Annotated in this window: 19 protein-coding genes and 1 other RNA gene; 3 read left to right on the plus strand and 17 right to left on the minus strand. The window is 36.7% G+C overall.

Annotated elements, in window-relative coordinates:
* Positions 1–47: 47 nt before the first annotated feature.
* The 8 genes from CN326_RS12585 to CN326_RS12620 all read right to left on the minus strand — a co-directional run bounded on the left by CN326_RS12585 (position 48) and on the right by CN326_RS12620 (position 6,531).
* Positions 48–1,988, minus strand: a complete 1,941-nt coding sequence (locus CN326_RS12585) for an ATP-dependent DNA helicase (RefSeq protein ID WP_098309362.1) — start codon at positions 1,986–1,988, stop codon at positions 48–50.
* Between the two features lie 132 nt (positions 1,989–2,120).
* Positions 2,121–2,306 (minus strand): DUF3921 family protein, encoded by a 186-nt coding sequence (locus CN326_RS12590; RefSeq protein ID WP_098309363.1) that lies wholly within the window; start codon positions 2,304–2,306, stop codon positions 2,121–2,123.
* 63 nt (positions 2,307–2,369) lie between these two features.
* A complete protein-coding gene (locus CN326_RS12595; RefSeq protein ID WP_098309364.1) occupies positions 2,370–3,506 on the minus strand; it encodes a THUMP domain-containing class I SAM-dependent RNA methyltransferase in 1,137 nt (378 codons plus the stop codon).
* 211 nt (positions 3,507–3,717) lie between these two features.
* Positions 3,718–4,106: RNase P RNA component class B (rnpB, locus tag CN326_RS12600), an RNA gene on the minus strand.
* A gap of 87 nt (positions 4,107–4,193) precedes the next feature.
* Positions 4,194–4,541: a cell division regulator GpsB gene (gene gpsB, locus CN326_RS12605; RefSeq protein WP_098309365.1), complete on the minus strand. Its 348-nt coding sequence runs from the start codon at positions 4,539–4,541 to the stop codon at positions 4,194–4,196.
* Positions 4,542–4,611: 70 nt separating this feature from the next.
* On the minus strand, positions 4,612–5,166 hold the full coding sequence (locus CN326_RS12610; protein ID WP_098309366.1) for an SLOG family protein: 555 nt from the start codon (positions 5,164–5,166) through the stop codon (positions 4,612–4,614).
* Positions 5,167–5,227: 61 nt separating this feature from the next.
* Complete coding sequence (locus tag CN326_RS12615; protein WP_098309367.1) at positions 5,228–5,680, minus strand: CotD family spore coat protein; 453 nt, start codon at positions 5,678–5,680, stop codon at positions 5,228–5,230.
* Between the two features lie 446 nt (positions 5,681–6,126).
* The gene (locus tag CN326_RS12620; protein ID WP_098309368.1) at positions 6,127–6,531 is read right to left on the minus strand and encodes a YppG family protein; all 405 of its coding nucleotides are present in this window, start codon (positions 6,529–6,531) and stop codon (positions 6,127–6,129) included.
* Positions 6,532–6,823: 292 nt separating this feature from the next.
* Here CN326_RS12620 and CN326_RS12625 point away from each other — a divergent pair, with 292 nt between their 5' ends.
* Entirely contained in the window at positions 6,824–7,033 is a 210-nt protein-coding gene (locus CN326_RS12625; protein ID WP_098309369.1) for a YppF family protein, read from the plus strand.
* Between the two features lie 180 nt (positions 7,034–7,213).
* Here the strand turns inward: CN326_RS12625 and CN326_RS12635 are convergent, their stop codons facing one another.
* From CN326_RS12635 to CN326_RS12645, 3 genes are all read right to left on the minus strand, one after another.
* On the minus strand, positions 7,214–7,564 hold the full coding sequence (locus CN326_RS12635; RefSeq protein ID WP_098309371.1) for a YppE family protein: 351 nt from the start codon (positions 7,562–7,564) through the stop codon (positions 7,214–7,216).
* A 13-nt stretch (positions 7,565–7,577) separates the two neighbouring features.
* Positions 7,578–7,820, minus strand: coding sequence for a hypothetical protein (locus CN326_RS12640; RefSeq protein WP_098309372.1), 243 nt, complete (start codon positions 7,818–7,820; stop codon positions 7,578–7,580).
* A 529-nt stretch (positions 7,821–8,349) separates the two neighbouring features.
* Positions 8,350–9,351, minus strand: coding sequence for a DUF2515 domain-containing protein (locus CN326_RS12645; RefSeq protein WP_098309373.1), 1,002 nt, complete (start codon positions 9,349–9,351; stop codon positions 8,350–8,352).
* 105 nt (positions 9,352–9,456) lie between these two features.
* Here CN326_RS12645 and recU point away from each other — a divergent pair, with 105 nt between their 5' ends.
* Both recU and CN326_RS12655 read left to right on the plus strand, forming a co-directional pair.
* Positions 9,457–10,059 (plus strand): Holliday junction resolvase RecU, encoded by a 603-nt coding sequence (recU, locus tag CN326_RS12650; RefSeq protein WP_098309374.1) that lies wholly within the window; start codon positions 9,457–9,459, stop codon positions 10,057–10,059.
* Between the two features lie 65 nt (positions 10,060–10,124).
* Complete coding sequence (locus CN326_RS12655; protein WP_176524611.1) at positions 10,125–12,740, plus strand: PBP1A family penicillin-binding protein; 2,616 nt, start codon at positions 10,125–10,127, stop codon at positions 12,738–12,740.
* A gap of 44 nt (positions 12,741–12,784) precedes the next feature.
* On the opposite strand, the gene CN326_RS12660 is transcribed toward CN326_RS12655, so the two are convergent.
* The 6 genes from CN326_RS12660 to CN326_RS12685 form a co-directional block, all read right to left on the minus strand.
* Positions 12,785–13,300, minus strand: coding sequence for a YpoC family protein (locus tag CN326_RS12660; RefSeq protein ID WP_098309375.1), 516 nt, complete (start codon positions 13,298–13,300; stop codon positions 12,785–12,787).
* Positions 13,297–13,953, minus strand: coding sequence for an endonuclease III (nth, locus tag CN326_RS12665; RefSeq protein WP_098309376.1), 657 nt, complete (start codon positions 13,951–13,953; stop codon positions 13,297–13,299). Before nth ends, CN326_RS12660 begins: the two co-directional genes overlap by 4 nt.
* A 15-nt stretch (positions 13,954–13,968) precedes the next feature.
* Entirely contained in the window at positions 13,969–14,676 is a 708-nt protein-coding gene (dnaD, locus tag CN326_RS12670) for a DNA replication protein DnaD (RefSeq protein WP_098309377.1), read from the minus strand.
* 144 nt (positions 14,677–14,820) lie between these two features.
* The gene (locus CN326_RS12675; RefSeq protein WP_098309378.1) at positions 14,821–16,005 is read right to left on the minus strand and encodes a pyridoxal phosphate-dependent aminotransferase; all 1,185 of its coding nucleotides are present in this window, start codon (positions 16,003–16,005) and stop codon (positions 14,821–14,823) included.
* Positions 16,006–16,023: 18 nt separating this feature from the next.
* Positions 16,024–16,500, minus strand: coding sequence for a cell wall elongation regulator TseB-like domain-containing protein (locus CN326_RS12680; protein ID WP_098309379.1), 477 nt, complete (start codon positions 16,498–16,500; stop codon positions 16,024–16,026).
* A gap of 7 nt (positions 16,501–16,507) precedes the next feature.
* Entirely contained in the window at positions 16,508–16,678 is a 171-nt protein-coding gene (locus CN326_RS12685; RefSeq protein WP_098309380.1) for a YpmA family protein, read from the minus strand.
* Positions 16,679–16,953 lie beyond the last annotated feature (275 nt).

Here is a 16,953-nt window from a genome sequence, read left to right on the forward strand (position 1 = left end):
GGAGTCTTCTTGGCTAAAACGATAAATAAGCTTGGCATACGCCAAGCTTATTGTAACATTTCCCCTTCTACTGGGAGAACTCGTTTAACAGCTTCTACTACTTTCTCATTCTCACCTTCTGATAAGAATAACGAAATATATCCTTTATCTTCGCTCGTACGAATTAAACGCCCAATTCCTTGACGAAGACGTAAAATCATATATGGAACGTCAACATCCCAAAACGGATCATTTACATGCTTGCGCTTCGCTTCAAATACAGGATCATTTGGAGGGAATGGAAGCGACCAAATAATAACGTGAGATAACGAAGAACCTGGAATATCTAAACCTTCCCATAAATGAACTGCACATAATACCGTTTCCTCTTCATTTTGGAAACGAGAAACAAGCTGACTAATCTCTTGATCTCCTTCATATAAAAACGGTACTGACATTTGTTCTTTCCCTACATATTCTTTAAATGCTATTAATTCTTGTTTTGTACGGAATAGAATCAATGTACGTCCATTTGTTTTTTGAATTTCTTCTAATGCGTACTGACATTTTCTTTCCCATTCGTTCGCTTTTGCATATGTCGGTAAATACACTTTCATCTGCTCTTCATATTCAAACGGAGAAGCAACTGAGAATGATAAATAATCTTTTACCCCTAAACTATTTGCAGTAAATGCAAATGAATTGTTTTCTGATAATGTCGCAGATGAGAAGATGTACGGAATTTTTTTGGAGAATACTTTTTCTTGCAGCACTTCTTCTACAGCACGCGGCATAATAACAAGCGTAAAGGCACCATCACCTTCTTCTCCCCACGTAATTACATTTTTCTCATGCATAAACAATCGTAATGAATGCTCTAATACATCTAAATGTTCGTCAACAATATTTAAATCATACGTGTTTACTGTGTACATTTCACTTTCAAAAACAAGCGCATCGCCAACTTCAGAAATTTTTGCATATAAGCGCTTTGCTTCTGTCGTTACTTTTTCTGTTAATTGAATTTCTAGACGATCAGAACCAGCAATTTCTTTCTTACTTTCTTTTAGCGCTTCAAAGAACTGTTCCGTTTGCCAAATAGTTTCTTCTACTAAATGAGCGAACTCTTCGCGAATATCATTTTGCAGTAATCTTGTTAAAAGCTGCTCCATCATTGTTTGTTTTAAACGATACGTAAGTGCTTTTTGCGCTGCATATTCTACAAGATGCCCTTCATCAAAAACAACGCAGCTACTTTCCGGTAACAACGGCATTTGTCCTTCACGTTTACGTGCATCATACGTCCAAATATGGTCCATATAGAAATCTTGCGAACAAATAATTAAATCTGCTGCTTTACGATAATGTTCACGAGATAATGTTTGTCCACAGCGATGACGAGACTCACACGTGAAACAATCCTGGAAATAGTCCCAAGATACTTTAGACCATTCTTCATCGTTTAATAACGGAAATTCTTTTCGATCGCCGTAATGAGTAAAGTTTTGCATTGTTCCATGATCAAATACGAATTGAGGCAATTCATAATATAAATCTTCAATCACTTCCGGAGCTCGTCCACTCATTACATCTTCAAGCTTACGTAAACATAGGTAATTCTCCATTGATTTTGCCAAACGTACATCGACAGATAGTCCTAATGCTTCTGATAATTTAGCAATGTCCCCTTCTTCTTTCACGAGCTGCTCAATCAACGTTTCATCCGCACAAGCAATAATAGCTGGCTTCCCTGTATAACGTGCATAACAAATCGCATAAAGAAGGTATACAATCGTCTTTCCTGTTCCAACACCCGCTTCAGCAAACATTACTTTCTTCTCTTGAAATGCTCGTTCTAATTGGAACGCCATAAAAATTTGCTCATCACGCTCTTCAAATCCCTTTTCTGGTAAAATGTCGTAAAATACGTCTCCAATCCACTCATTTAACTTGTCGAAAAAATTATCTTGTTTCCCCACTTCAAATGGCAGCTTTTGCTTCGTAAACATCGTATTCCTCCAACTACATAATTTCTATATAAAAAGACAGAGCAACCGCTCATAAAAAGAGCAGTTGCTGTTTTCTTGTTGCTTACATAACAAACGAGCGAAAAAAGTTTTCCTAATTGCAGGAAAACTTTTCTACTCTATCAATGATTTTAAATACTGTTTATCAATTAATGTTTCATGTGATAAAGCTGATAAATATTCTTCACGTGCTCTTTGTAATTCATGATCCGCTACGCCGTGAAGGTTTACCTCTTTTTCTAATTCATCATACGTTCGATGAATAGCTTTTTGAATCATAGAAAATTGCAAACCATCCATTAGCGCTTCCTCCTTTAGATTATCGCATAATAGCAAGTATATGCGTTCTAAAGAAGTTTTATACTAATCACGCGGCGGGCGTTTGCCAAAATACTGATAGTAATCAGTGCGAATAAATCCATTAAATAATTTTCGTTTCTTTGATGCATCTTTGCCGTACCATTTCTCAAACTCTGGATGGCTTGTTAATATATATAAAGACCAAGTATCCAGCGGTCGGAATGCTTGTCCCATCTCTGCATACATTTTTTCAACAAGAGGCTTTTCACTTAAACGCTCTCCGTATGGAGGATTCGTCACAACATAACCATATTCCTCTTTTGTTGTAAAATCTTTTACTTGCATTTGCTTAAATGTAATAAGATCACCAAGCCCTACTTCATCAGCATTATCCTGGGCAACTTGTACCATGCGATGATCAATATCTGATCCGATAATTTGAAGAGGTTGATCATAATTTGCTAAGTCTTCCACTTCTTGACGAGCTTCATCCCAATTTTGTTTACCAATCCAACCCCATCCATCAGAAGCAAAATCACGGTTAAAGCCTGGAGCAATATTTTGACCAATTAATGCGGCTTCAAGTGGAATCGTTCCAGAACCGCAAAAAGGATCTACAAACGGGCGATCTGGCTTCCAGTTGGTTAACATAATTAATGAAGCTGCCAATGTTTCTTTTAACGGTGCTTCCCCTTGTCCAACGCGGTATCCACGCTTATGAAGCCCAACACCACTTGCATCAATTGTCAACGTTGCTACATCTTTTAATAGCGCAACTTCGATACGAAATAGCGGGCCATTCTCTTCAAACCATGTTGTGCGTCTATATGTACTTTTTAATTTTTCAACGACTGCTTTTTTTACGATACTTTGACAATCAGGTACACTAAATAGTGTAGATTTAATCGATTTACCGATAACAGGGAATTCTCCATTTTCCGGAATATAATCCCCCCAATTTAGCGCCTTTGTTTTTTCAAATAATTCATCAAATGTTGTTGCCTTAAATTCACCAACTTTAATTTTTACACGATCCGCTGTACGGAGCCATAAATTACTGCGACAAATAGCTTTTTCGTCCGCTTCAAATGTTACTTTCCCATTATCTACCTGGCATTCATAACCGAGATTGCGAACTTCTCTTGCAACAAGTGCTTCAATTCCCATTGCAGCAGTTGCAATTAAAGTAACTTTTCCCATTTCCATTCTCCTCATATATATAATCAAACACTCATTGACAGTAACTGTTCTCTGCTAATCAGTTAAAATCATAACATTTTATTTCACTTCAATTGTATTAAATTTGTAAAACTTTCTTTACCATTTTAACTCACATTCCAAAAATTCATACAAATAAAAAGCCCTCCTCTTACAAAGGAGAGCTGAACAAACTCATGATTGGTTCATAACGTTCTGTAAGCCATGTTCTGTACCTTTGTACTGCAAACGGCCCACGCCTCGTACTCCGGTGGCAATCATCTATCTACAGAGCAATTGCATCTGTCTTTTCCCATCGTTCATTTCCTTAGGAAAAGTTCCCCTACCAATATTTGGGTTTCTCGCTCGTGGGGTTTACCTCGTTCCACTCCCATCATTTCTTCTGGGACTTCGTCACTGTGGCACTTTAAAGGTAGTCAAACCATATCCAATGGACTTAGGTTTTTTCCCTGCCGTTAATCCAGCTTTACGCCAGAATACCCTAGCTTATGACTTCGCTAGGCACGAACACTACGACCATCTCAGGTCGTGCGAGCATGGACTTTCCTCTACAACAAAGCGTTGCAGCGATTACCCAAACGTTATGACATGAATTAGTATAGTGGAAACATAAATATTTTGCAACGTTTTTTGCATGTAAATTGCTACAAGTTTATTTAGATGCTTCCATTATTCGTACAATTTACTTCCAAACACAGCTTTTTCCAAATTCGACAGACGTTTTAAAATATCTGTATTCGTATTATTGTAAACTGGTTGCGGAGTAGGAACAGGAGCTGGAGTTGGCGCTGGCTGAGATTGTACTTGTTGTGCCATTGCTTTTTGTTGCTCCAATTCTTGCTTTAAACGTGAATTTTGTTGCTGTAATTGTTCAATTTCTTTATGGAATGCTTCATAATCCTTAATAATCATGTCTAAAAATTTATCTACTTCTTCTTGTTGATAGCCTCGCATTCCCGTTTTAAACTCTTTTTCTAAAATATCTTTCGCTGTTAACTTAATTTTATCAGAAATCATTTAGGTCACCTCAAGTCTTTACCAAAACTTTCATTAAGTAAATTTTTTCAGAAACAGTCCGTTTTGTCAATCATATATCCTTATTCCACTGTTCTTCTTCTATTATATCTTGTAAATCAGAAAAAAGTATAAAATAACATTGATAATTTTGGGATTCTTCCTTTTTTTTCGCTGCTTCTACGATGTATTTAGGACTTCCTGGTTTCTCTTCATCATACATAGCAAGTAATGCATCACTTTTTTCAATGAAAAATTGATTTTTTAGCCGGAATTGTTCTGGGCTTTCATATTTCCGCTTCGTTATACTATCAACGTGATCTGCTTGTGAGAGAATACATTCATAATACTCCCGATTGTTTTCCTTCCAATTTTCTTCCTGATCTAAAAAAGGGGTAAATACAGCTAATTTCAAATCTGGATATTCCAATTGCAAATCAAATACAACTTCGGCTGTCCATAGTTCTACCCCTAATTGTCCACTAATTATAACCCATTCTAATCCTTCTTCTAACAAAGGAAGCAGCCTTTGTTGTATCGCTTTTTTTATGTAAGAAATTCCAGGATGGTCATTTGAAAAAATCCCTAATTCAAATGGCTTATATCCTGTAACAGCTACAACTTTCATATGAAACGCCCCTTCTCTTTTCAAAAAAAGAACTAGCAATTTGCTAGTTCTAGCATAACACTTACTTTTTAAACATGCCACCAACATTTGGGCTTGGTGGTAACATTGCTGGACTTACACTTGGGCCAACATTTGGGCCTGGCGGTAACATTGCTGGACTTACATTTGGACCAACATTCGGGCCAAGTGGCGATACTTGAGAACCACCTGGGCCAAACCCACCAAATCCACCAACAAACACTGGATCAGCAGGGGATATAACATTTGCAGCAGAGTGTGTTTGTGGGAAATAATGCTGAGATTGCACTACCTGATGATGAACGTGTTTTATATGTGTTGGGTGAATATGAGGGACCACCGTTTTTGAGCATGTGTGTGTTACACAACATTTTGTCGGATGCACAATAGGAGGTGTTGTTGTAATTGGTGCCACAGCTCCCCCAAAAGGTGCCACTGCTCCCCCNNCTCCCCCGAAAGGTGCTGCTCCCCCGAAGCAAGGATGACAATGATACATAGTTTTCTCTCCTCTCACAGTTTGAAAATGAGCTTACACTTTACAATATGAGAAAAGAGTAAAAGCCGTTTGTTACAAATACCTATTTCTATATCGGAAATTTGTCTATAAAAATTGTTTAAAGTTTGTAAAAATAAAAACAATTAATGTAATCATGACAAAAAACAAAAGTAAAATAACCTTGTTCACATTCGTCCTCTCCATACATCATATTTTAACGCTACCGTCATTGTAAAATGGATAGGAGGTCCGAACAACTCTTTTTTATGACATTTCGCATGTAAAATTTGGGTTTTCATTGAGCCACATATATCATCAATACTTTAGAAAATCCTTCTTCAATTCTTTACACATATTGCCCTATATAAAAGATAAAAAAACTACCCTTATAAGCTCGACTCGTTCAACTAACCTTTCATGGGAAAAGCACCCGTGAAAGGTTAGTTTCACTTTATAAAAAAGCCTCCTACCTGTTTGACAATACCAGTAATTTGATTCATTGCATTCATCATTTGACCCGCAGTACCCATCATTTTATTAATGTCATAATTTCCATCGGCTGTTTTAAATTGCGATATTAAACTAGAAAATTGACTTGGCTGTTGCTTTGCATAATTTTGTTTATTCATCATCGGATATGGCGTATGTGGATGAAAAGAAGATTGAATAGGTTGTTTCGGTGGATAAAACATTGGCTGATTCATTGGTTGATTCATTGGTTGATTCATTTGTGGAAGTTGAAAAGGTTGAAAATAATTTGTTTGATTCATATAGTAAGGCATAAAAGGATACATATTATAACGTAAGTATGGATCTTGTTCAATCTGATACATGCTGGACTGTTGAAACATACATTCTCCCTCCTCTAACAGTTTTCTATGTAGTTAGAATATGAAATCATAAAAAAAATGTGTAATCATCCTATAAGTTGAAAATTCCTGCGTTGACTAACTTTTTCATTGGCCATTACTAGTCGATCCCCATTTTTCCAAATCATTACCATGAAAGGTAAAAGACAACCGATAGTTGATAAAGTAATACAAATTATACCTTGCGCAAAATTTAAATTTTCAAAAAAATAAAAAAGTAAGCGTTTGTATGCTACCATTATATAGAAAAGATTCTTATGGGGGAGGAATCAGCATGGTATTAGGGGATTTAAAACAAGATTTTTTTGAAAAAAAGGGATATGAACCTGAGGATTTGAATGAGTTACTTGATTTTGCAAGACATTCTTATCTACAAGGAAAAATTTGCTTATCACAGTATAGAAGTGTAACACGTGAACTAGAAACAATTGGAGCTACAAAACCAGCTTACGAAACAGAAAAGAATATCGTGACAGAAGTATAAAGTGAAACTTCCATCAGTGGGGGTTTTCTTCATCCTCCACTGATGGTTAGTTGAACCAATCGGGCTTTTACGGGCAGTTGTCCCCCCACATATCTTCTTCGTTTCTCTCTGCATCTTGAGGTGGGGTCTTACTGCCCGTAAATAGCGGGATAAAAAATAAGAGGGGATTCTCCCCTCTTATCACTTACATTGTTCTAAAATATTTTGTAATGTATAATGAATCGCCTGATGTGTTTCATAAAAACGCTTCCCATTCATTTTCTGTGCAAAACACTGTAAAGAATTGCTTTGTAAATTTGTACATACTTGTTCAATTTGCTGTACATGTATATATTTAGGCTTTACTTGATACAACCACTCAAGCGCAAGTTGTTTCCATTCTTCTAATCCTTTATCTACTAAAGACACGAATGGCTTTATATCATGATAAAAGTCAAACTCAAGTTCTTCACTTTCTCTTTTTTTTATAATCGTTTCATCGTTATATTCAATTATTTTTTTGGTCACTTCAATCAATGTTACATATTCCACTATTTCCACCTACTTATATACTAACTGCCACTACTTGAAACGCTTGTACCCAACTACCTTTCTCTTCATGCTGCAATAATTTTGCTTCCATATGCTTTATATGCATTTCCATTATCTCTTCTTTATTAACTACAAATTCTCTTTTTTCCTTAAGCGCATGATTAACTCTAAGTGCCATGTTCATTTCAAGCAAATCAAGAGTATTTAACATCTGATCCATTTTTTTCATTACATCCTCTTTCTGAACCATTTTCATCTTTAAAACGCCTCCCTCTTTGCCTTCCGTTTGTCATGTTAATTCGACAGCTCCTTTTCCGCTCCTGCATGCTTGACAAAACTAGTTTTAATTCGGCAAAGAAAGTGATTTTTTGTATGAAGTTTATGAAAGTGGCAACAATACGAAAGGGAGGTGTTGACAATGGCTAAAAGCAAAAATGAAAACAAGAAAAAACAAACTCAAAGCAAACAAAATAAACCAGAAACAGGAAATCCAAAATTGGATGGACCAAATTTCCCTGCTACATAAAGTAAAACTTCCATCAATGGGCGCTTTTCCCATTGATGGTTAGTTGAACCAATCGGGCTCTTACGGTTGGTTTGACTTCCTCTCCGCTCTCACTTCTTACTAACCGTTTGAGCGGGATAAAGTGAAACTTCTTTTCATGGAAACGATTCTCTTCCATGAAAAGTCAGTTGAGCCAATCGGGCTCTTACAGCTTGTTTAACTTTCTTCCCGCTTTTCATGAAGCGGGATTTTTTTATTATATCATGAATAATGACTTCTGTTAAAAAAGGTCATTAAGTGAAGCAAACAAGTGTAATTGCTTCTGTTTGTGTAAAAACCATTCTGTAATATCAATGTCTATTTTCGGTTCTTCAAACAAAAACAATTCCTCTATATTCATTCCTGAATGAAACCAATCTTTCTCAGCATCACGATGATGGGAGATGACAGAAAATACATCGCGAAGCTGAGGAGTATCTTGTTCCTTAAAAGTAGGGAAGTATTGTTCATAATCTAACCTCGCCCCCGTATGAACTGTTTGAGAAGAAAATGTATAAAACGAATCCTTATAAGTTGGATGAAATAATAACCATGCTAATCGTTTCCCTAACTCAATTCTCTTTATCAGTGTTTCAAACTGACGTACGGAGAAACCATATAATTTCCCATTTACTGTTGGAAATATCACTGCACTAAAATGAAACAATTCCTGAAATTTGAATAATAATGTTTGGAATACATGCTTTTGATAAAAAGGATGCTCAATTACCGGCTTTTGGATGATATGTTGTTCATTAATAATGAGAGCCGTCATAAGTCGATCCTCATTTTTTTGGTTCCAAAAATAATTCCATTCTACTTCCATAAATATCGATACAGAAAATATTTGCAACAAATGAAACAGAGGTTTTTGCATTTGTTTACTATATCCATACAATAGCAGCTGAGGATATGCATCTAAAAAAATAAGCCAATTTGCACGTTCATATGTAAGAAATAACTGTTTACGTATCTCTTTGGATAAAACTTTTGGATAATATTTTCCTTCTAAATCTGTCATATTCCAGCCTGCATTTCGAGATACCATACTGGCTAAAAATGACCAACGAATTTCTTTATTGCGTTCATAATATTCTTTATAAGCATGCGTGCGCGAAATATTATCAACATTAGCAAGGAGAGTTTGTTGTACAATACGATGCACGAGATCTTGCTCTTCCTTTGTATAGGAAGTAATCTTCCTTTTTTGTCTTATTTTTTCATATTCGCTTTGTGCAAACATAATGTTCTCACCTCTTCTCTGTATTCAAAAAAATCGCCTATTTTTCATTTTTTTTGATATAATCACCTTTGTAAGTGATTCTATGCAAGTTGGAGTGGACAAACCATGACCATTCGTTACCCAAACGGAAGAAAGTATAATGAAACGCAGCAAACTCATACTGTGCCTACAAGTAAACATACTTATAGTAATAGAGGTATGTCACTTGAAGAGGAACTAAACGAAACAAATCAGTACTATTTAACGCACAATATTGCTTGCGTCCATAAAAAGCCCACCCCTCTTCAAATTGTAAAAGTCGATTATCCGAAGCGAAGTGCTGCTGTGATTAAAGAAGCGTACTTTAAGCAACCTTCTACAACCGACTACAACGGTGTATACAAAGGTAAGTACATTGACTTTGAAGCGAAAGAAACTAAAAATAAAACAAGTTTTCCCTTACAAAACTTCCATCTTCACCAAATTAAACATATGAAGCAAGTATTAGCTCATGGTGGTATTGCATTTGTTATTATTAAATTTACGCTTTTCGATGAATTTTATTTACTAGAAGCAAAACATATCATTACATTTTGGAATCGACAAGAAGCTGGTGGACGTAAATCAATTACAAAGCAAGAAATGGAAGAGCATGGATACTTATTATCGTGCGGTTATCACCCCCGCATTGATTATATTCATACACTAGACACACTTTATTTTTCGTGATAGAGTCAACAATAAGGCTCATTTTTCGACTTTTGGGGAGGAAATGAAAGGTAGGAGAAAGTATAATGTCAGAAAATTATCGTTCTCGTGAAGAACGAAAACACGCTAAAAAACAGAAACAAGAACAGCCTAAAAAAGCGAAACCAAAGAAAAAAGGTTCTTTTCTACGGAAATTTCTAATCACTTGCTTAATAATCGGCATTGTGGCACTAGTAGCTGGGGTTTCTGCTTTCTTTATTATAATAAAGGATGCTCCAAAATTAGATAAAGCGAAACTTGAAGTTCCATTATCAACAAAATTTTATGATAAAGACGGAAATTTCGTATATGAATATGGCGCTGAAAAGCGAACAAAGGTCACATATGATCAAATTCCAAAAGTAGTAGAAGATGCCTTCCTAGCTACAGAAGATTCACGTTTTTATGAGCACCATGGAATTGATTTTAGGCGTACTGCAAAAGCAATTTTCTCAAACTTGACTAGTGACTCCGGTACTCAAGGTGGTAGCACAATTACACAGCAAGTTATTAAAAACTATTACCTAACACCGGAACAAACAATAAAACGTAAAGTACAAGAATGGTATTTAGCTTACAAGTTAGAGCAACAATATTCAAAACATGAAATTCTAGAAATGTACTTAAACAAAATTAACTTAGGTAACCGTTCTTACGGTATTGCAACAGCTGCAAAAAATTATTATGGAAAAGAATTAAAAGATTTAACATTACCTGAGGCAGCGATGCTTGCAGGATTACCACAAGGTCCTAGTATTTATGATCCGACAAAACCAGAAAACGTGAAGGCCGCAACAGAACGACGCGATACAGTATTATATTTAATGAACCGACATGGCTATATCACGAAGAAAGAAATGGACGATGCGAAGAAAATTCCAGTAACGGAAGGTCTTCAACCGTCTCAAGAAGCAACACAAATGCCTTATCAAGGATTCTTAGATGCCGCTGTAAAAGAAATCGAATCGCAAATTAAAGATGTCAACATTGGTTCTGATGGTCTTTCAATTTATACAACATTAGATCCAAAAGCACAGGACTATGCAGATAAAATGATGAACACAGAAGAAATTATTAACTATCCGGATGAAAAATTCCAGGGTGCATTCGTATTCATGGATACGAACTCAGGCGAGGTTCGTGCAATTGGTAGCGGACGCGGTGAAAATAAAGCAACATTTAAAGGACATAACATGGCTATTGACTCAGAACGCCAAGTAGGTTCTACAATGAAGCCAGTTTTTGATTACGGCCCTGCTATTGAATATAAGCAATGGTCAACGTATCATCAAGTTGACGATTCGCCATATAAATATTCATCAGGACAAGAGGTTCGAAATTTTGATAACGGCCACAAAGGTCCAATGTCAATGCGCGATGCATTAGCACAGTCCCGTAACGTGCCTGCTGTGAAAACTGCTAAAGAAGTTGGTATAGGTAAAGCACAAACTTTCGCTGAAGGACTTGGTTTTACATTTGGAGCAGATGGTGCCCAAGAATCAACAGCAATTGGTAGTAATGAAGCTTCTCCTCTTACAGTTGCAGGAGCATATGCCTCATTCGGAGACGGTGGTGTATATCATAAACCACACTTTGTAACAAAAGTTGTGTATCCTGATGGCAAAGAAGTGAACTTTACACCAAAAGGGAAACGAGTAATGAAAGATTACACAGCATATATGACTACAGATATGCTTCGTAGTGTTGTGGATTCTGGTACTGGTACAAAAGCAAATGTTAGCTCACTAGATGTTGCTGGTAAAACAGGGACAACAAACTATACTGCAAAAGAACTACGCGATAATGATTTCCCTGCTTCCGGAAGTCCTGATAGTTGGTTTGCAGGCTATACACCACAATATACGATGGCTGTATGGACTGGGTATAATAAACGAAACGAAGGCTATGTTGACAAAAATTCATCAGCGATCGCACAGCGTATGTTTAAAGCGATGATGAGTGAATTTGGAACTGATGACTCTCGTTTTGAAATGCCAAGTAGTGTAGAACGCATAAATGATGAACTTTATGTGAAAGGTGCTAAAAAAGATAATATTAAAAAGATTGACGTAAGTGCCCCAGGTGGTTTACAGGCTGCATATGATCAATCTTCTAATAGCATCCAACTAAAATGGGCTGGTTCATCTGATACAGATGTATCCTACTCTGTAAGCTACAAAGGCAGTGATGGTTCCAGCGGAAGTCCAGACATAAGTGGTACAAGCGCAACAATTAGCGGCGTACAACCTGGTGCTACCTATACCATTTCTCTCGTTGCGACAAAAGGTAATAGCTCTAGTGCTCCGGTAACAGCGACGGTAGTAGTACCTGGTGATGATGCTAAGAAAAAAGCTGAAGATGATGCTGCTAAGAAAAAGGCTGAAGAAGATGCCGCTAAGAAAGCTGAACAGGATAAGGATAAGCAAAATCAAAACAACGGAAATACCGCACCAGGTGGCGGAAATACCACACCAGGTGGCGGAAATACCACACCGGGTGACGGAAATACCACACCAGGTGGCGGAAATACCACACCAGGTGGTGGAAATACCACACCGGGTGACGGAAATACCACACCAGGTGGCGGAAATACCACACCGGGTGACGGAAATCATCCGAATCCACCAGCAGAAGGTGGAAATCCAAATAAACCGACTCAATAATAACGATAACAAGCTACACACTAATAAAAAAGAAGCCATCTTCTCTACCGAGAAGATGGCTTCTTTTGCATAATGAGTACTTTTACATATAACTTTTCCAATTCTTCATATAACTGTGTCAGCTGAATAAAAGAATGATAATGATCTGGCTGTTTCATAATAAATAAAAAACGTTCCATAAAGTTAACTGGTTTTTTTTCTAATCTTTCTATTTGTTCATTCATATCCTGTAAACTGAAAACAGGTGTTCTATTCATCCAGTGTAAAATAGATAAAAGATGTCCTGCAAATCGTACCATCGGATCTTTTGCTTCTTTTTTGTTTCGATTTCGAAATAATATAGAAATCTCTTCTTTTTGTTCTTTCCATAAGTTTAATACAGTAGAAATACTCATTTCTATCTCATTCCATGGCTTATATCGCTGCTCGATATCAAAGAGAAAGCACGTCTCTTTTAAAAGCTCTCCAAATGATTTTTCTACATTGTATTCAATGACAGTCTCTTCCTCAAAGAAAGGACTACACCGAAAATCATTTGGTACTTCAAGTACTTGCTTCATTTCTTCTCCTTCTCTCTCATGCGTTTCTTACCTTCACGACATAGCTCTAACAATCTGCATTCTTCGCACTGGGGACGCTGCGCCTTGCAGTGATAACGCCCAAAAAAGATCATACGATGATGTGTTACGCCCCACTCTTCCATCGGTACTTTCTTCATTAATGTCTTTTCTACTTCTAATACAGAATCTTTCCATTTGCAAAAGGCAAGTCGTTTACTAACGCGCTCTACATGCGTATCAACAGCAATGGCCGGAATACCAAATGCAACGGAGACAACAACATTTGCAGTTTTTCGTCCTACACCTGGTAACTTCGTTAACTCGTCTCTATCTTGCGGCACCTCTCCACCATACTCATCAATAAGCATACGGCATAGCTTTTGAATATTTTTCGCCTTATTCCGATACAAACCAATAGAACGAATATCCTGCTGCAATTCTTCTAAAGACACGCTTAAATAATCCTCTGGTGTTTTATATTTTTGAAATAGATTTTTTGTTACTTTATTTACAAGAACATCTGTACACTGCGCAGATAGCGCTACCGCAATAACAAGTTCAAATGCGTTGTCATGATTAAGTTCACAATGCGCTTCTGGGTACATCTCTCCCATTACATCAAGGCAATGTCTAATTTGTGTTTTATTTAGCATTTTTTCCTCCTACCATTATTGCTCTAGCCAATTATAAAACGGCACTTTCCCTGTATACTTCGTTTCTTGCCGTGATACTTGCTGATTTCGTTGTTGATTTTCTCTAAATTTCCGTCCTTGGTTCTGTGCTTGATCAACCGTTTTAATTCCATTCTTCTTCCATTCAAACAATATGCGATCGATATAACGAAAGTTCAATTTTCCACTCATAACAGCTTCGCGAAGAGCAGTTTGGATTAAAAGTGGATCGTGATGATCCTGATCTTGCCACATTGCTAACGTCTCGCACTCAAATGGAGATAATGGCCTTCCAAATTCATGCTCAAACACTGTATATAAATTGATTTGTAATTGTTTTTGTTCTCGCTCTTCCTCTTCAATATTTTCACTCATTAAAAAATGTAATATCTTTTCCCAAAGAGGCTGTAACGAGTAGCTTTCGCAAATCATTGCTGCGGATTTACGTCCTCCTTCTAGCGCTAAAAAGCCTTTTTGAATTAACGCTTGAATAATCTCCATACACTTTGTTTGTGTAATGGTCATCCGCTCTGCAATTTCTCCTGGTGTTGGGAAAGAGTTTCCCGACTCTAAAAATGTATGGACATGCAACAGTACCATGAACTCTACTTCATTTAAACCGAGTTTTTTATAATGCATCATTAATAATTTTGGAATCGCAATGCTGCCTTGTTCAAACCACTCTAACATGATTTTCTTCTTCATAATCAAACACCTCGCTTTCTAGTATAACACACCTTTTCACATTTCTTTTTGGCACAATTCGTCAAAAAAACCTCCCTATATGAAAGGGAGGTACGATTTGAACTGTCTAAGGCAATTGCAAAGATAGAAATAAAAGAGCTACTCTTATTTCATTTTGTTTTTCATAAATGTATCAATACGTTCTAACGCTTTCTCTAATTGTTCAAGTGAAGTTGCGTATGATAAACGAACGTTATTTGGTGCTCCGAATCCTGTTCCTGGAATGAGGGCAACTTTTTCTTCTTCTAATAATGCTTTTGCCCATTCATCAACTGTTTCAAAACCAGCTAATGCTACTGCTTCTTTCACATTCGGGAACAGATAGAACGCTCCTTGCGGTTTAATGCAAGAGAACCCAGGAATTTGAATCAGTTTCTCATAAACGATATTTAATCGTTCTTCAAATGCACTGCGCATCATTTCTACAGGTTGTTGATCTCCAGCATAAGCAGCAATCGCTCCGTACTGCGCAATTGAAGTAGGGTTTGATGTACTGTGACTCGCTAAGTTCGTCATCGCTTTAATAAGTTCTTTATTACCTGCTGCGTAGCCAATGCGCCATCCTGTCATTGAATGCGATTTTGATACACCGTTAATAATAAGAGTCTGTTCTTTTAATTCATTAGAAATCTCAGCAATTGATGTATACTCTGCATCACCATAAATTAATTTCTCATAAATTTCATCAGAAACAATTAAAATGTCATGCTCTAAGCATACTTGTCCAAGCTGCTGCAACTCTTCTTTGCTATAAATCATCCCTGTTGGATTGCTAGGCGAGTTAATAATTACGGCTTTCGTTTTTTCTGTAATCACTTGACGCAATTGCTCTGGTGTGATTTTATAATTATTTTCTTCTAACCCCTCTACATATACTGGTTCACCACCTGCAAGCTTTACTTGCTCTGGATAACTTACCCAATACGGAGTTGGAATAATAACTTCATCACCTTCATCAAGTAATACTTGAAACAGCGTATATAAAGCATGCTTTGCACCGTTACATACAATAACTTGAGATGGTTCATAAGATATGCCTTGGTCACGCTCAAACTTTTTGATAATTTCTTGTTTCAGCGTAGCTAATCCACCTGTTGGTGTATATTTCGTATAACCTTCTAACATTGCTTTATGAGCAGCATCCATAATATGCTCTGGCGTATTAAAGTCAGGCTCTCCTGCTCCTAATGCTATCACATCATGTCCTTCTGCTTTTAACGCTTGTGCCTTTGCTGTAATTTCTAACGTTGTAGATGGTGTTAGAGCAGCTACTCGCTTTGCTAATTTCATCCTGAGTTCCCCCTGCACTTATTTTTCAATGCTGTATCGTTTTAAAAACTTACCATCTTCGAATGCAAGATAATAGTAAGTATAACGATTTTCATCATCAATATATGTAATTTCCCATAATGGAACATTGTTTTCGGCGCCTAATTTTGCTTTCACAAATTGCTTCGGCTTTCGCTCTTTGGCAACAATTTGCAAAGCATCTTTTTCAGAAATACCTTCACTTGCTTTTCGCACCAAAATATCTCCTTTTTTCTCAGGCACCCAAACGATATATTGTTCTCCTTTTTCATTCACACCTTGTACAACTTCATATGGAGCTTGACCGTTATAATAATCGACTTTTGTTACTTTAGTAAGTTTTGCTTTTTCTTTTGCAATCTCAACTGTTTTCGATTCTTTCGGAACTTTTTTCTCCATCGTTGTATTATAAATGTGTACCCCATATAAAACGACTGCAACGATTACAATAAAAATTGTCAAAATCCACTTTTTCATTGTATCACTACGTTCTGTAAATCGTAAATATTGCTGTCTCTTTTTCTTTTTCGTCTAATGCTAATCCGAACATCAGATCTTTTTCTTTTAATGTTCGATTTAAACTATCAACAATCTTGTATAAATCAGACGTGTATCCAAGACGCGTCGTTGATAGTACTTCAATTTTCTTCTCCATAAAAACTCCTCCGTTACACAAAATTTCTAATTATAGAAGAACGCATTGCGGTTATAATAAGAGTACATTCTTTATAAACCCTGCTTCATCACCCATCTATTATAGCAGGACATGTTCTTCAAAAAAAGGTTTGAAGTCGAAAACCATCGTATTTCTATACTTAATGTAAGAAAAAATAAAATTTCCTCCTACCCACATGTAACGCCTGAAGCAAATTTGCTTTAGGCGTTAATTTTTATCATGCTATTCGCAAGCAGTAAGCCCCCTCAACATTC

The organism is Bacillus sp. AFS018417 (assembly GCF_002560985.1).
In the GTDB taxonomy this organism is placed as follows: domain Bacteria; phylum Bacillota; class Bacilli; order Bacillales; family Bacillaceae_G; genus Bacillus_A; species Bacillus_A rhizoplanae.

Excerpts from the sequence above, each read along its gene's own strand:
- CN326_RS12585 (WP_098309362.1), bottom strand. The coding sequence starts at position 1,988 with ATGTTTACGAAGCAAAAGCTGCCATTTGAAGTGGGGAAACAAGATAAT.
- CN326_RS12590 (WP_098309363.1), bottom strand. The coding sequence starts at position 2,306 with ATGGATGGTTTGCAATTTTCTATGATTCAAAAAGCTATTCATCGAACG.
- CN326_RS12595 (WP_098309364.1), bottom strand. The coding sequence starts at position 3,506 with ATGGGAAAAGTTACTTTAATTGCAACTGCTGCAATGGGAATTGAAGCA.
- gpsB (WP_098309365.1), bottom strand. The coding sequence starts at position 4,541 with ATGATTTCTGATAAAATTAAGTTAACAGCGAAAGATATTTTAGAAAAA.
- CN326_RS12610 (WP_098309366.1), bottom strand. The coding sequence starts at position 5,166 with ATGAAAGTTGTAGCTGTTACAGGATATAAGCCATTTGAATTAGGGATT.
- CN326_RS12620 (WP_098309368.1), bottom strand. The coding sequence starts at position 6,531 with ATGTTTCAACAGTCCAGCATGTATCAGATTGAACAAGATCCATACTTA.
- CN326_RS12625 (WP_098309369.1), top strand. The coding sequence starts at position 6,824 with ATGGTATTAGGGGATTTAAAACAAGATTTTTTTGAAAAAAAGGGATAT.
- CN326_RS12640 (WP_098309372.1), bottom strand. The coding sequence starts at position 7,820 with ATGAAAATGGTTCAGAAAGAGGATGTAATGAAAAAAATGGATCAGATG.
- CN326_RS12645 (WP_098309373.1), bottom strand. The coding sequence starts at position 9,351 with ATGTTTGCACAAAGCGAATATGAAAAAATAAGACAAAAAAGGAAGATT.
- recU (WP_098309374.1), top strand. The coding sequence starts at position 9,457 with ATGACCATTCGTTACCCAAACGGAAGAAAGTATAATGAAACGCAGCAA.
- CN326_RS12655 (WP_176524611.1), top strand. The coding sequence starts at position 10,125 with ATGTCAGAAAATTATCGTTCTCGTGAAGAACGAAAACACGCTAAAAAA.
- CN326_RS12660 (WP_098309375.1), bottom strand. The coding sequence starts at position 13,300 with ATGAAGCAAGTACTTGAAGTACCAAATGATTTTCGGTGTAGTCCTTTC.
- nth (WP_098309376.1), bottom strand. The coding sequence starts at position 13,953 with ATGCTAAATAAAACACAAATTAGACATTGCCTTGATGTAATGGGAGAG.
- dnaD (WP_098309377.1), bottom strand. The coding sequence starts at position 14,676 with ATGAAGAAGAAAATCATGTTAGAGTGGTTTGAACAAGGCAGCATTGCG.
- CN326_RS12675 (WP_098309378.1), bottom strand. The coding sequence starts at position 16,005 with ATGAAATTAGCAAAGCGAGTAGCTGCTCTAACACCATCTACAACGTTA.
- CN326_RS12680 (WP_098309379.1), bottom strand. The coding sequence starts at position 16,500 with ATGAAAAAGTGGATTTTGACAATTTTTATTGTAATCGTTGCAGTCGTT.
- CN326_RS12685 (WP_098309380.1), bottom strand. The coding sequence starts at position 16,678 with ATGGAGAAGAAAATTGAAGTACTATCAACGACGCGTCTTGGATACACG.